At 72.5% G+C, this 13038-nt stretch carries 11 protein-coding genes and 3 pseudogenes; 8 read left to right on the top strand and 6 right to left on the bottom strand.

Annotated elements, in window-relative coordinates; all coding sequences use genetic code 11:
• Positions 1-10 precede the first annotated feature (10 nt).
• A complete protein-coding gene (locus ACF073_RS35095; RefSeq protein WP_392075575.1) occupies positions 11-826 on the top strand; it encodes a class I SAM-dependent methyltransferase in 816 nt (271 codons plus the stop codon).
• Between the two features lie 98 nt (positions 827-924).
• On the opposite strand, the pseudogene ACF073_RS35090 reads toward ACF073_RS35095, so the two are convergent.
• Positions 925-1356, bottom strand: a pseudogene (locus tag ACF073_RS35090) (SARP family transcriptional regulator); the annotation flags it as partial.
• Between the two features lie 4 nt (positions 1357-1360).
• Here ACF073_RS35090 and ACF073_RS35085 point away from each other — a divergent pair.
• Positions 1361-1552 (top strand): annotated as a pseudogene (locus tag ACF073_RS35085) (alpha/beta hydrolase); the annotation flags it as partial.
• Between the two features lie 241 nt (positions 1553-1793).
• On the opposite strand, the gene ACF073_RS35080 reads toward ACF073_RS35085, so the two are convergent.
• The gene (locus ACF073_RS35080) at positions 1794-3068 is read right to left on the bottom strand and encodes an NAD(P)/FAD-dependent oxidoreductase (protein ID WP_392075530.1); all 1275 of its coding nucleotides are present in this window, start codon (positions 3066-3068) and stop codon (positions 1794-1796) included.
• A gap of 608 nt (positions 3069-3676) precedes the next feature.
• Here ACF073_RS35080 and ACF073_RS35075 point away from each other — a divergent pair.
• The gene (locus ACF073_RS35075) at positions 3677-4357 is read left to right on the top strand and encodes an HD domain-containing protein (RefSeq protein ID WP_392075529.1); all 681 of its coding nucleotides are present in this window, start codon (positions 3677-3679) and stop codon (positions 4355-4357) included.
• Between the two features lie 152 nt (positions 4358-4509).
• Positions 4510-5502, top strand: coding sequence for an NAD-dependent epimerase/dehydratase family protein (locus ACF073_RS35070; protein WP_392075528.1), 993 nt, complete (start codon positions 4510-4512; stop codon positions 5500-5502).
• A 100-nt stretch (positions 5503-5602) separates the two neighbouring features.
• Here ACF073_RS35070 and ACF073_RS35065 read toward each other — a convergent pair.
• A pseudogene (locus ACF073_RS35065) lies at positions 5603-5692 on the bottom strand (chloramphenicol phosphotransferase); the annotation flags it as partial.
• A gap of 24 nt (positions 5693-5716) precedes the next feature.
• Complete coding sequence (locus ACF073_RS35060; protein ID WP_392075527.1) at positions 5717-6661, bottom strand: LysR family transcriptional regulator; 945 nt, start codon at positions 6659-6661, stop codon at positions 5717-5719.
• A 103-nt stretch (positions 6662-6764) separates the two neighbouring features.
• On the opposite strand from ACF073_RS35060, the gene ACF073_RS35055 reads away from it, so the two are divergent.
• Together ACF073_RS35055 and ACF073_RS35050 are read left to right on the top strand one after the other, a co-directional pair.
• The gene (locus ACF073_RS35055; RefSeq protein WP_392075526.1) at positions 6765-7808 is read left to right on the top strand and encodes a zinc-dependent alcohol dehydrogenase family protein; all 1044 of its coding nucleotides are present in this window, start codon (positions 6765-6767) and stop codon (positions 7806-7808) included.
• 20 nt (positions 7809-7828) lie between these two features.
• Positions 7829-8506 (top strand): SDR family oxidoreductase, encoded by a 678-nt coding sequence (locus ACF073_RS35050; protein WP_392075525.1) that lies wholly within the window; start codon positions 7829-7831, stop codon positions 8504-8506.
• Between the two features lie 92 nt (positions 8507-8598).
• On the opposite strand, the gene ACF073_RS35045 is transcribed toward ACF073_RS35050, so the two are convergent.
• On the bottom strand, positions 8599-8835 hold the full coding sequence (locus ACF073_RS35045; RefSeq protein ID WP_392075524.1) for a hypothetical protein: 237 nt from the start codon (positions 8833-8835) through the stop codon (positions 8599-8601).
• A 240-nt stretch (positions 8836-9075) separates the two neighbouring features.
• Between ACF073_RS35045 and ACF073_RS35040 the strand changes: the two genes are divergently transcribed.
• Complete coding sequence (locus ACF073_RS35040) at positions 9076-9945, top strand: LLM class F420-dependent oxidoreductase (RefSeq protein WP_392075523.1); 870 nt, start codon at positions 9076-9078, stop codon at positions 9943-9945.
• A 277-nt stretch (positions 9946-10222) separates the two neighbouring features.
• A complete protein-coding gene (locus ACF073_RS35035) occupies positions 10223-11542 on the top strand; it encodes a cytochrome P450 (RefSeq protein ID WP_392075522.1) in 1320 nt (439 codons plus the stop codon).
• Positions 11543-11633: 91 nt separating this feature from the next.
• Here ACF073_RS35035 and ACF073_RS35030 read toward each other — a convergent pair whose 3' ends face one another.
• Positions 11634-13037: a mycothione reductase gene (locus ACF073_RS35030; RefSeq protein WP_392075521.1), complete on the bottom strand. Its 1404-nt coding sequence runs from the start codon at positions 13035-13037 to the stop codon at positions 11634-11636.
• Position 13038: the final 1 nt, after the last annotated feature.

The following is a 13038-nucleotide window of genomic DNA, read 5'->3' as shown; positions in this document are numbered from 1 at the left end:
GCCGTCGGGAGTGTGGGCCACGGCGGTCGGGGTGGCCAGGGTGCGGGCGCTGGAGACCGAGCGGGAGAACGCGCTGTTCCGCGACCCGCTGGCACGGGCCTTCGCCGCTGCCGGCGGCCTGTGGCCGTCCTCGTCGCCGCAGCCCGATGACGAGGCCGCGCGACGCCGCCGGCTGGCCGTGTCGTTCTCCATCGTCATCAGGACGAGGTTCCTCGACGACCTGTTGCGGCAGGCCTCAGCGTCCGGGGTCCGGCAGGTCGTGCTGCTCGGCGCCGGCATGGACAGCCGGGCCTTCCGCATGAACTGGCCCGAGGGCACGCGGCTGTTCGAGGTCGACACCGCCGCGCCACTCGACTTCAAGGCTTCGGTGCTGCGCCAGGAGCGGGCCGTCGCGCGCTGCGAGCGGACCACCGTCGCGGTGGATCTGCGTGCGGACTGGCCAGGCGCGCTGGCCGCCGCAGGGCACGACCCGGCCGCGCCGACCGCCTGGATCGCCGAAGGACTACTGATCTATCTGCCCGAGGACGCGGTGGAGCTGCTGCTGGCCCGGATCAGCGCGCGGTCGGCGGCAGGCAGCCGGATGGGGCTGACATTGGGCTCGCGCGGGGTGATCGAGCGCTTCGGCGCGGACGCCGCGCCGGGATCGGCGGCGTCCATGTGGATCTCGGAGACGCCCGACGACCCGGTGGGCTGGCTGGCCGGGCACGGCTGGGAGGCCGACAGCCACACCCTGCGCGAGCGCGCTGCCGCCTACGGCCGCCCGATCAGCACCCCGCCGCGGCGCGAGGAGCGGCCCGGCGGACTGATCTCGGCGGTCCGCCGGTAGAGCGCCTACCGGTTCCTTGGAGGATCGAATCCAAGTGGGGCCGGTGAGGGGATCCAGGTTCGCGTACGGACTCGGTCCGGCTCGCCGCACCCGGCCTCTCACGGTGCGCGCTGAGCGCCTCCGGCGCAGGTCTCCGCCTCTGCCAGATACAGCGCCACCGGGCCCAGGGTCAGCATTCCACTGGCGGCACCGGCGTGTTCCCCGCGGGCATCGCGCAAGGCCGCCTCGGCGAGTGCGGCCACTGCGCACTCGCCGAGGCGTACGGCGGCGCGGGCGGTCAGGCACCACATGGCTTCCTGCATGTGGTCAGGTGCCGGCTCGGGCACCGCGGCGAGCGCGGTACGGGCCTCCTCGACCCGGTCCTGGGCGAGCAGCACGTGGGGTCGCGCCCACGGCCGGTAGGGACCCCAGTCGAGGTGCGGATCGGTGGGCGCGGGCCGGTCGTGCAGCAGACGCAGCCCCAAGAGGGCGAGCGGCAACAGGCCGCGGTGCACGCCCGGCATTCCGGCCGTCTGGAGGGCGCTCTCGGCGGAGGCCTCGGCGGGGATCGACGTCCTGCACGACCAAGCGGACCTGGACGCAGGGTCGCAGCTGGCCATGCCCGTGACGGTCGTCCAGCAGGACTGGGGCGCGCAGCTGGGCTACGACGCCGCGGCGGTGTGGCAGGCGTGGGCGCCGGACCTCGACCACCGGCTCACCCGAGCGGGGCACTTCATGGCCGAGTAGGCACCCGGCGAGATCACGGCCGCGATCCGGGACCTGCTGACCCGCTGAGCCTTCTTGTCAGCCTTGGGGTGGGTGATGTGTCGGCACGGGAGGCCACTCCAGCGCCCGGGTGGGCCGTGGCCTACCGGCCCTGCCGTGGTCGACGGTCACCCGATGTTCCGCCCTCGCAGCGGAGACGGATGCAGCCGCGCGCGTGAGGACCGCGGGGCCCGCTCGCCGACGCTGAGCGGAGAGCCGGTGGTCATCCGCCGTCACGAGGCGGGGCCGGGACACTCGTCCGCAGGTCCGTGAGGACCTCTCGGGCCGCGCGGGTCCCGGAGGCCAGGGCGCCCTGCAACGAGCCCGTCGCACGGTGGTCGCCGCAGACGTAGCGCCCCGGAGCGAAACGCGTGCTCCGCGACAGCGGCCAGGGCGGGGGCATGGCCGGGAGGGCGTCCTGGACGGTGACCCGGTGAACGGTCTCCCAGGTCCCGGTGTCGGTGCCGTACACCTCGCCGAGGGCCGCGCGCACGGTCGCCTCGTCAGCCGGTCCCGGCGTGCCGAGGACGGAGGTGGAAACCAGGGCCCGCCCGTCGCTGGAGTAGCCGGGATGGACCTCGGTGAGCACGCAGGTGTTCAGGAACCGGCGGCGGCCGTCGACGATGAGCGTGGGCTCGGCCAGCGGTGAACGCCCGACAGCGTGGTAGAGGGTCGTGACCGTGCGGCCGGACGGTACGGCGAGACCGGGAAGAAGCCGCACGGCGGCGCTCTGCCCGGTGGCGACGACGGTCGCGGCGGCGGTCAGCTCGGACCCGTCAGCCAGCACAACGCCGTCCGGCGTCAGGGAGAGGACCGGTGTCCCCGTTCGCAGCACGGAGCGGGGCAGGCCAGCGGCGAGTTGAGCTGGGAGGGCGCCCATGCCGTCCGCCGGCAGGCAGGCGGTACCGCGCAGCAACGTACGCCACACGAGATGGAAGAAGCGCGCGGAGGTCTCAAGCTCGTCCTCGAGGAAGACACCGGACAGGAAGGGCCGGAAGAAGCTTTCCACGAAGGCGGGCGAGAAACCGGCGTCTGCGAGCGCGGTCAGCGTGGTGCCGTCCGGCCGGGCCCGCAGGCGCGCGGCGGGCGCCAGCATGTCGCGGGCCGAGAGCACGCCCAACGCCACGAGGTCGCGCGGCCCGGCGAGGCGGCCCGGCAGGAGGTCGCGGCTGTCCCGCAACCTGCGGGTGGGATCGGTGAACCGGCGCAGCTCGCCGCCCGTGTGGACCAGCACGCCCGGGGTGAAAGGCCTCAACCGCAGGGCACGCAGATCGAAACGGCGTTTGACCTGGGGGTAGGCGGTGTTCAGCACCTGGAACCCACGGTCCGCCGTGAAGCCGTGGACCCTGTCGGTCGCCACCCGGCCGCCCACCGTGTCCGCGGCCTCCAGGAGCATCACCCGCACTCCGGCCGCGACGAGGTCCGCCGCGCAGGCCAGGCCGGCCATGCCCGCCCCGATGACCACCACCTCAGCGTCCCTGCCGTCGGTCTTCCGCATGGCCTCGATCGCTCCTCGCCGGACAGGGGTGGTGCGCGGGTTCGCCAGGCTACGCCAGGCACCACCCGGCACCGGGCACGGCACGCGCGCTCACAGGAAAGACTGTCGCGGACTCAGGACGGCCGCACCGGTCGCGTCTCCTTCTCGTTTCCGCCGGCCGTCGGGATGCGCGAGTGCGGTGCCTCGGCCGGCTCTGCCCGGGCGGTCCCGGGGCGGTCGGGCCACCGGAAGCGGCGTCGGGTGTGCGGCACGGGCTCGGCGACGAGGCGGGTCCGCACGGGCAGCCCGCCGACGAGCGTCGGGGCCGGGAACGGCGGCCGCGGTGTCACGCGGGCGCTCGGTGGTCCGGTCGGAGGCGTTCGCGGCCGCCGCGACGGCCAGGCCGATTGTGCGGGCCTGCCGGTACGGAGGTGGCCGCCCACTGCTGATTGGCCCAGATCCTCGGTTTGCAGTGGCCCAGGCAGCTGGGCCGCCGCGGGGCTACGGTCGAGATATGACCATCGCTGTCAGCCTCTGCGCCTTGGGGCGGCAACGCGCTGAGTCGGGTCGGGCCTGACCGAATGGTCGGCCCATGGCCCGCGTCTCGATCAGCTGAAGGAATCCAGACCATGCCTGACAATCCACCGACCGCCGGCACGCGTCTCGCAACGGCCGCGATCACCCTCGACGACGTGTTCGTCCCGGACACCGCGGCCTCGGCCGCCGCATGGGAGCTGGCGTCCGCCTACCAGTCCCCCGCGCTGCTGAACCATTGCGCCCGGGCCTATGTGTGGGCAGCCGCGCGTGCCAGGGCGCACGGTATCGAGGTCGACTCCGAACTCCTCTACGTGGCCGCCTTGTTCCATGACATGGGGCTGGTGGCCGAGTTCGACAGCCACACCGTGCCGTTCGAGGTGGCCGGCGGTCACGTGGCGCGGGTGTTCACCGCCGGCGCGGGGTGGCCGGCGGGACGCCGCGAGCGTCTGGCAGAGGTCATCGTCCGCCACATGTGGCCCGAGGTCGATGTCGCCGTGGATCCCGAAGGGCACGTACTGTGCCGGGCGACAGCCCTTGAGATCGTCGGCAGGAACGCTGACGACTTCGCCCCGGAGTTCAGGGCCGAAGTGCTGGGGCGCTACCCCCGACTCGGTCTCGCCGCGGAATTCCTGACGTGCTTCCAGGAGCAGGCGAGGCGCAAGACCGACAGTTCCGCGGCGGCCTCCGTACGGTCAGGTCTCCAGGCCAGGATGGCGGACAACCCTCTTGACCTCCCTCAGCGCCCGACCGATCAGCGCCCGACCGATCACTGACGCCCCGACGACCGGGCGCCGGGGCCGGGCCTCCGGCCGGTTCCAGCGGGACACTTCACGGTGAGCGTCGAGATGAACGGACGCGAGTCTGCCCACGGCAGAAGTCCCTTGGCATGCTCGGGCCGTGCTGATTGGGTTCCGGGATGGAGTGCATGGAGATCCTGGTCCTGGGCGGTACGGCCTGGCTGGGGCGTGAAGTGTCCCGGCAGGCCCTCGATCGCGGCCACCGCGTGACGTGCCTGGCTCGTGGCGACAGCGGTCCGGTGGCGGAAGGCGCGCGCCTGGTGGCCGCTGACCGGCGCGATCCGGATGCGTACGCGTCCCTGCCCAGCCGGGAGTGGGACGCTGTGCTCGAGGTGTCCTGGCAACCCGGCTTCGTGCACAGGGCACTTGCGGCCCTGGGCGTGCGGGCACGTCACTGGGTCTACGTCTCCTCGGTCAGCGCGTACGCCTCCCACGGCGAGCCCGGCGCGGACGAGTCCGCCGCGCTGCTGCCCGCCACCGACCAGGAAGAGGTCGACCGTGACCGGTACGGCGAGGCCAAGGCCGCCTGCGAGAAGCTCACCCGGACGGCCCTGGCCGACCGCCTCCTGATCGCACGCGCCGGACTCATCGGCGGGCCCGGCGACCACAGTGACCGCTCCGGGTACTGGGTCGCCCGCGCCGCCCGCGACCCCCGGGCGCCGCTCCTCGTCCCCGACACCCCGAAAGCCCCGACGCAGACCATCGACGTGCGCGACCTGGCGGCCTGGCTCGTCGACGCTGCCCAGCGCCGAACCACGGGCACCTACGACGCGGTCGGCCCGACAGTGCCCTTCGCCGAGTGGATCGAGCTGTCCCGCGGCGTCGGCGGGCACACCGGACCGGTCATCACGGTGCCGTCCCAGCAGCTCCTCGCGCAGGGAGTGGCCCAGTACATGGGCCCGGACTCACTGCCCATGTGGGTGGTCGAACGAGGCTGGGAGGGCTGGTCGGCGCGCAGTGGGGCTGCCGCCGCTTCCGCGGGCCTGCGCCATCGCTCCCGCGCCGACCTCCTTGTCGACACCCTGCGCTGGGAACGCGAGCAGGGGCTGCACCGGCCACGCCGTGCGGGACTCGCCCCGGACAGGGAGCGTGGACTTCTGGCGTCCTTCGGCCAAGCCTGACCGACGTGCAGGATCCGGCGCCCCGGAGCGACGCTCCCGGAACGCCGGGGCTGCGGTGGGTGGCCGTGCCTCAGGCCCTCAGGGGTTCCTCAACTGCTTAGTCGCCGTGTGCGTGGACCAGGTCGTACTGGTGCGCCGCGAGGCCCGGTGGGCGGTCACCCCGTGCCCGCTCGCGGCGAGGAAGATGATCCGACCAGGTGTCATATCCGCATGATCACATGCCGCGCGGACCGGTTTCAGGGCTCTCCAGCTGATCTCGTACGGTGAGGGTTCGCAACGCCTGGAGGCAGGCTCCGGTCCCGGGTTCTCGCGTGGCGCCGTGTCGTGTGGCGATCTCGATCCTGCGGGCCAGCATCCGGTCGGTCACCGGGCGCACGCTGAGCGCGGGCGGTAGACGGGTTGCGGCCATGCGGGGCACGAGGACGGGGTGACCGCCGCTTGCGGCCAGGGCGATCATGGCTGTGAAGTCGGTGCAGACGTGCCGTATCCGGGGGGTGAATCCTGCCGACCGGCAGGCCTGGAGGACGGCTTCCCCGCATGCGGTGTGCGCGGGGGCGGTGATCCACGACGCGTTCGCGAGTTCCCGTAGGTCCAGCGGGGCCCCTTCCGCGTGCGCCGCGGGGTGATCATGCCGGAGGACGGCGACGAGCGGATCGAGAGACAGCAGCTGCGTGTCGACGCCGGCGGGCGCGGGCGTGGCCAGGTTGGTGTAGCGGTAGATCAGCGCGAGGTCCGCACGGCGCTGGAGCAGGAGACGGGCGGCTGGTTCGGGTTCGGCTTCGGTGATGTGGAGCCGCAATTTCGGGTGTGTCTGTTCCAGGGACCGGCTGAGGGGCGCGGCCAGCGGGGCGAGGGCGCTGGGAAAGCAGGCCAGGTGGATCGGCCCCACGGCCTCCTCGGCGTCGCTGTGCAGACGGTTCTGTGCCTGTTCGAGAGCTGTGAGCACGGTCTCGGTGTCCTCGGCCAGCCGGTGTCCGGCGCCGGTGAGGTGGATGGAGCGGCCCGTGCGTTCCAGCAGCCGGGCGCCGGTCTCCTCCTCCAGGAGCCGCAGCTGCTGCGAGACGGCCGAGGGGGTGACCCCGTGCAGTTCGGCCACTGCGGTCACCGTGCCGTGGGAGGCCAGATCACGCAGGAGAACGAGCCTTCGAACATCGAGCATTAGCTCAGCTTAAATGGAGGCTGTAGCCAATGTAGCTGGACAGGCAAGCGCTCCGGCCGCGACGCTGGCCCGTACCGCCCCCGTCCAGTGTGAGGAAGCCTTCGTGCGTGCCACCGTCATCCACGGCCCGAACGACATCCGGATCGAAGAGGTCCCCGATCCTCGGATACAGCAGCCCGCCGACGCGGTGGTGCGCGTGGTCAGTGCCTGTATCTGCGGCAGTGACCTGTGGGCCTATCGAGGTGTGGCCTCGCGGGTGGCCGGCCAGCGGATCGGCCACGAGTTCCTCGGCATCGTCGAGGAGACCGGCGCCGCGGTCACCGGCTTCGAGCCGGGTGACTTCGTGGTCGCGCCCTTCGTCTGGTCGGACGGCACGTGCGACTACTGCCGGGAGGGCCTGCAGACGTCGTGCCCGCACGGCGGATTCTGGGGTGAGGCCGGCTCCGACGGCGGCCAGGGCGAGGCGGTCCGCGTACCGTACGCCGATGGCACCCTGGTCCGGCTGCCCAAGGACGCGGCGACCGATGCCGCGTTGCTTCCGGCCCTGCTGGCGCTGTCCGATGTGATGAGCACCGGGCACCATGCCGCTGTTTCCGCCCGGGTCCGCCCCGGGGCGACCGTCGCCGTGGTGGGTGACGGCGCGGTCGGACTGTGCGGCGTACTCGCCGCCCGTCGTCTCGGGGCGGCCCGGATCATCGCGCTCGGCCGCCACCAGGCCCGTACCGACATCGCCCGCTCGTTCGGCGCCACCGACGTCGTCGCTCAGCGCGGCGAGGCCGCCGCCGAGGCGGTCAGGGAGTTGACCGGCGGCCAGGGAGCGCACGCCGTCCTGGAAGCAGTCGGGACCGAGGAGTCGATGCGCACCGCGATCTCCATCACCCGCGACGGCGGTGCGGTCGGCTATGTCGGCGTCCCGCACGGTGGCAGCGCCGGCGTGGACATCGGCCAGATGTTCGATCGAAATGTCACCCTGGCCGGCGGTGTCGCGCCGGCCCGCTCCTACATTCCCGAACTGCTCCCCGACGTACTGGCGGGCGTCATCGATCCCGGCTCGGTCTTCGACCGCACGGTCGACCTGGACGGCGTGCCCGACGGCTACCGCGCCATGGACGACAGGTCGGCGCTGAAGGTCCGCATCACTTTCTGAACGGCACGACGGAGAAGACCATGAAGATCGTTATTGCCGGTGGGCACGGCCAGATCGCCCGGCGTCTGGGCCGGCTGCTCACCGCCCGGGGCGACCGCGTCGCCGGACTCGTCCGCAACCCTGCCCACGGCGACGACCTGCTCGCCGACGGTGTGCGGCCGATCGTCTGCGACCTTGAGACAGCATCGAGCGACGACGTCCGAACGGCCCTGTCCGCGGCCGACGCCGTGGTCTTCGCCGCCGGCGCCGGCCCCGGCAGCGGCGCGGCCCGCAAGCACACCGTCGACCACCAGGCAGCTGTCCTTGTGACCGAGGCCGCCCTGCGCGCCGGGATCCGGCGGTATGTGATGGTCTCCACACGGGGCGCGGGCAGCCCGCCTCCGGCCCACGCCGACCAGGTCTGGGCCGCCTACATCCACGCGAAGACCGCTGCCGACGAGCACCTCATGGCCCAGGACCTCGACTGGACCGTCCTGCGGCCCGCGGCCCTCACCAACGAGCCCGGTACGGGCAGGGTACGACTCACAGCGGAGCGGAGCGTCGGGGAGATCACCCGGGACGATGTCGCTCAGGTCCTCGTCACCCTGCTCGACACGCCTGCCACGGCCGGGCTCGTCCTGGAACTCGCCGAAGGGCCTGATCGCATCTCCGAGGCGGTGGCGCGCGCCGCGAGCGAGCGCACCGGCGAGCGATCCTGATCTTCCGTGCCGCCCCGGGGCTGCCCTGCTCCCGCGGGCCCTGGCCGCCCCCCCTCCGGGGCGGCCGGCAGGACCTCCACGGTCGCCTCCCACTAGCGACGTGCGGCAAGACCGGCGAAGAGCAGTGCCGCACAGCCGAGCACGGCCAGTTGCACGCTGCCCGCGATGCGGCAGCGCAACGCGACCAGGCCGCCCCCGGAGAGCACGGCGCCGACGGCCAGGAGCCACATCGCGTGCCGTGCGCCCCCCGGCGCCTCAGGCGCGTTGACCGAGTCGTAGGCGTCGGCCCACCCCGTCATCCCGTAGCCGTACAGCAACCAGGCGATCACCAGCAGATCAACCAGGAGCTACTCAGACGTCGCTCTGATCTCCTCCCGCTCTGATCCCCGGCTCGGCGATCCGGTGGCCCCCGTCCGCACTCAGGGATGCGGGCCGGACCCTGGGCAGGGTGATCACGGGCGACCGGCTCGCTCGTCCGGACGACATCCCCGCCGGCTCCGCGCGCGGCCACGGCACGTCACCCGGGCGCGTCCGCCTCGCGCGCATACGGTGACGCGAGGAGGTGCGGCATGCGAGTGGGATTGCACGCGCTCGGGATCGGTCACGGTGCCCGTCCCGAGGTCATCCGGGCAGTGGCCACAGCGGCGGAGTCACACGGCTTCGCGCGACTCTGGTGCGGAGAGCACGTGGTCCTCGTGGACGCGCCCGCATCCCGCTACCCCTACTCCGAGGACGGCCGGATCGCCGTTCCGGCGGACGCGGACTGGCTGGACCCCCTGCTGACCCTGAGCTTCGCGGCAGCGGCCACCAGCCGCATCGAGCTGGCCACCGGCGTACTCCTGCTGCCCGAGCACAACCCGGTCGTGGTCGCCAAACAGGCCGCCACACTCGACGTCCTCTCCGCCGGACGGTTCGCCCTCGGTGTCGGGGTCGGCTGGTCGGCCGAGGAGTTCACCGCGCTCGGAGTTCCCTTCGCCGGACGCGGGCGGCGCACGGAAGAGTACCTGGCCGCCATGCGCACCCTCTGGACCGACGACCCCGCCTCCTTCGCCGGGGAGTTCACCCGCTTCGACGGGATCCGGGTCAACCCGAAGCCGCTGCACGGCGGCCGGCTGCCCGTCGTGTTCGGCGGCAACAGCGACGCCGCCCTGCGCCGCGCGGTCACGCTCGCCGACGGCTGGTACGGCTTCAACGTCCCGGCGGCCGACGTTCCGGCCCGCATCGCCGTGCTCGCCGACGAGTGCGCCCGCCACGGTCGCGCCTTCGACGAGCTGACGGTGGCCGTCGCGCTGAGCGACGGAATTCCGGAGCACCTCCCCGCACTCGGCGCGTCGGGCGTCACCGAACTCGTCGTCGTCGCCGTGCCCCCGCCCACCCCCGAGGAAGTGCCCGCCTGGGCGGCGGAACTCGCCCGGACGTGGATTCGCCCGGCGCGGTGACCAGGACCGGCCGGGGCGCACCGGCAACGCCGTACCGGACCCCCGGGGCTCCCTCCTTCAGGTCACACCTCCTCTCCCCCGGTGAGCCGCGTGTGCCGTCACGGGCCGGGCCCCGGGATCCTGATCCGGGCGGGGGAAGGTCGCCGGGGCCGAGCCGCGCGGAACCCGGATCCCCGTCAGTTGAGACGCGCAGGCCGCGGGAAACCGCTGAGGCAAAGGCGATTGGGGGCCCCACTCGGCCGGACCCGTGGGCAGGCCCCGGACAGGAGGCACCGTCATGCGCATCCCCGGCCCCGAGCACCACGAGGACGGCGGGCTGAGTGCCGTCACGGCCGCAGGCGGACTGCACGAGTACCAGTTACGCCTGCACGACATGTACGGGCCTGTCGTGCGCTTCCAGTTGCCGGGCGCTGACGAGGCCGTGTCGGTCGCCGACCCCGTGCTCCTGGAGGCCACGGCGCACATCGACAAGCGGCCCGAGAAGCTGTTCTCGTTCCTTGACCCCCTGTGCGAGGTGGGCAATCTGCAGGTTCTTCCCGCCGACGAGCACACCCCCTGGCGGCGGCTGCTGCTGTCGGTGCTCGCCGGACGCCCGGCCCACGAACGGCACTTCGCGCGCTTCACCGAGCTGGCGCGCGACCTCGCGGACCGCTGGGCCGAGCGTTCCGACGGCGAATCCGTCGAACTCCAGCAGGAGTTGACCGCGCTGTCGCTCCGTATGATCTGTGGGTTCGCGCTCGGGGGCGCGGAAGTCGATACCGACGCGGACCGTGCCGTCGACGCGTTCGAGGAGGTACTCACCGAGCATCTCGGACGCCTCTACCAGGTGCCGCGGGACGACCCGCGCTCGGCGGAGCGGACCGACAAGGCGCTCGCGTATCTGCGCGCGACGGTCGACCGTGTCGTGGCGGCGCACGGTGTGGGCGGCCAAAACGACCGCAGCGATCTGATCGGAGCGCTCGTCGAGGCCGGGACGAGCCCCGCACGGATCCGGGACACCGTGATGGTGACGCTGCTCGCAGCGCATCACACCACCGGCGTCGCCGTCTCGTGGACGCTGCACCTGCTGGGCCGTCACCCCGGCGTGGCCGACCGGGTCACCGCCGAACTGGACCACGTGCTCGGCGAGCGCGCCGCCCCCGACTACGGCGACCTGCGGCGGCTCACCTATCTGGACATGGTGCTCAAGGAATCGATGCGCCTGTTCCCGCCCGGCCCGTACGGTGCGCGGGAGACGACCGAGGACCTGGCCCTGGGCCCGTACGACGTTCCTGCCGGGACGACGTTGTTCTACCCGTTCTGGGCGGTGCACCTGAACCCCGAGTACTGGCCCGACCCGAAGCGGTTCGACCCTGAAAGGTTCACGCCCGAAAAGGTGGCCGAGCGGCCACGCCTCGCGTACGTCCCCTTCGGGTTCGGGCCGCGCGGTTGCGAGGGTGCCGCCCTGGCCACGGTCGAGGCCCAGCTCGTACTGGCCGTCCTCCTCAAGCGCCTGCGCTTTCTGCCCGCGCCCGGGCACGAGGTGACGCCGGTGGAGCGGTTCGTGCTGTGGGCACGGGACGGGATCCGGATGAGGGTGCGACCGCGGCACCTGTAGGGCGGACGCCGCGGGCCGTGGCGGTGGGCGCGGTGATGATGCTGACGCTCTCCCGGACCCAGAGGCACCGAGCCCCGGGATCCGGCTGCGGTCAGCCGAGCGGGAGTTCGAGCAGGGCGTTCTCGATCACCTCGGGCATGGCCGGGTGTATCCAGTACTGCCCTTCGGCCATGGAACGGGCGTCCAGGCCGAAGGACATCGCCTGGACCAGGGGCTGGATCAGCGTCGGTGCCTCCGGGCCGATGATGTGCGCGCCGAGCAGCTCCCCGGTGGCGGGATCGGCCAGGACCTTCGCGAAGCTGGTGGTGTCCTCCATGGCCCATCCGTACGCGATGCCGCTGTACTCCCGCGTCGCGGTCACATAGGCACACCCGCTGGCCTGCGCCTCCTGCTCGGTGATACCGACCGAGGCGATCCTGGGCGAAGAGAACACCGCGTGCGGGACGTGACGGTGGTCGGAGGTGCGGGGGGCGTCCGGGTGCAGCAGGTTGTGCTGGACGGTGCGTGCCTCGTGGTTGGCGACGTGCTTGAGCTGCCAGGGCGAGGAGATGTCGCCGAGGGCCCAGACGCCGGGCACCGGCGTCGCCTGCTGTGCGTCCACGACGATCCGGCCGTCCGGGTGCAGCGCGAGGCCTCCCGCGGCGGCGTCCACGAGATCGGAGTTGGGCCGGCGACCGGTGGCCACCAGCAGTTCGTCGGTCTCCAGCCGCTCGGCACCCTCGGGGCCCTCCAGGTCGAGCAGCAGTGAGCCGCCTTCGCGGGTCGCCCGCAGCAGTTTGCGGTTCAGCCGTACGTCCCACCGGTCCTGCGCGAGTTCGGTGAAGCGTCGCGCGACGTCGGTGTCCTCGTGCCGCAGAAGTATCTCGCCACGGGCGATCAGGGTGATCTCGACGCCCAGGGCGGAGAACACGTGGGCCAGTTCGGTGGCGACGAAGCCCGACCCCAGGATGGTCATGCGGCGCGGGAGCCGTTCCATACGCATCACCGTGTCGCTGGTGTGGTAGCCGAGCGTGTCGTCCAGGCCGGGGACTTCGGGGATGTCGGGGCGGCTGCCGGCCGCCACCACGATCCGGTCGGCGGTGATCGTGACGGGCCCGTCCGCGGTCGCCACGGTCAGCCGGCGCTCGCCGGTGAAGCGGGCGGTCCCACGGTAGAGGGTGACGTTGGCGTGTCCCGTCGCGCGGTAGCGCTCGCCACCGCTCGCGAGAGGGTCGATCCGGCCGAAGACCCGGTCACGCACCGCGGGCCAGTCGATGCCGCGCAGGGTCATGTCGACGCCCAGCGCGGCGCCGTGCTCCGGCGCGAGGGCGGTGTCGGCGGTGTGGACGAACATCTTCGTCGGAATGCAGCCGACGTTGAGGCAGGTGCCTCCGTAACTGTCCAGCGGGCCGACTCCCTTCTCGACGAAGGCGACCTTCCAGGCGCCGAAGCGCTCGTCGACGATCGAGTTTCCGGACCCGGATCCGATGACGACGAGATCGAAGTGGTTGTCCATG

It is taken from the genome of Streptomyces sp. NPDC015171 (assembly GCF_043079545.1).
Classification (GTDB): Bacteria; Actinomycetota; Actinomycetes; order Streptomycetales; family Streptomycetaceae; genus Streptomyces.
Note: the sequence above shows the minus strand (reverse complement) of the source record. Positions and strands in the feature narration are given on the sequence as shown.

Excerpts from the sequence above, each read along its gene's own strand:
- ACF073_RS35070 (WP_392075528.1), top strand. The coding sequence starts at position 4,510 with ATGGAGATCCTGGTCCTGGGCGGTACGGCCTGGCTGGGGCGTGAAGTG.
- ACF073_RS35035 (WP_392075522.1), top strand. The coding sequence starts at position 10,223 with ATGCGCATCCCCGGCCCCGAGCACCACGAGGACGGCGGGCTGAGTGCC.
- ACF073_RS35030 (WP_392075521.1), bottom strand. The coding sequence starts at position 13,037 with ATGGACAACCACTTCGATCTCGTCGTCATCGGATCCGGGTCCGGAAAC.
- ACF073_RS35060 (WP_392075527.1), bottom strand. The coding sequence starts at position 6,661 with ATGCTCGATGTTCGAAGGCTCGTTCTCCTGCGTGATCTGGCCTCCCAC.
- ACF073_RS35080 (WP_392075530.1), bottom strand. The coding sequence starts at position 3,068 with ATGCGGAAGACCGACGGCAGGGACGCTGAGGTGGTGGTCATCGGGGCG.
- ACF073_RS35075 (WP_392075529.1), top strand. The coding sequence starts at position 3,677 with ATGCCTGACAATCCACCGACCGCCGGCACGCGTCTCGCAACGGCCGCG.
- ACF073_RS35040 (WP_392075523.1), top strand. The coding sequence starts at position 9,076 with ATGCGAGTGGGATTGCACGCGCTCGGGATCGGTCACGGTGCCCGTCCC.
- ACF073_RS35050 (WP_392075525.1), top strand. The coding sequence starts at position 7,829 with ATGAAGATCGTTATTGCCGGTGGGCACGGCCAGATCGCCCGGCGTCTG.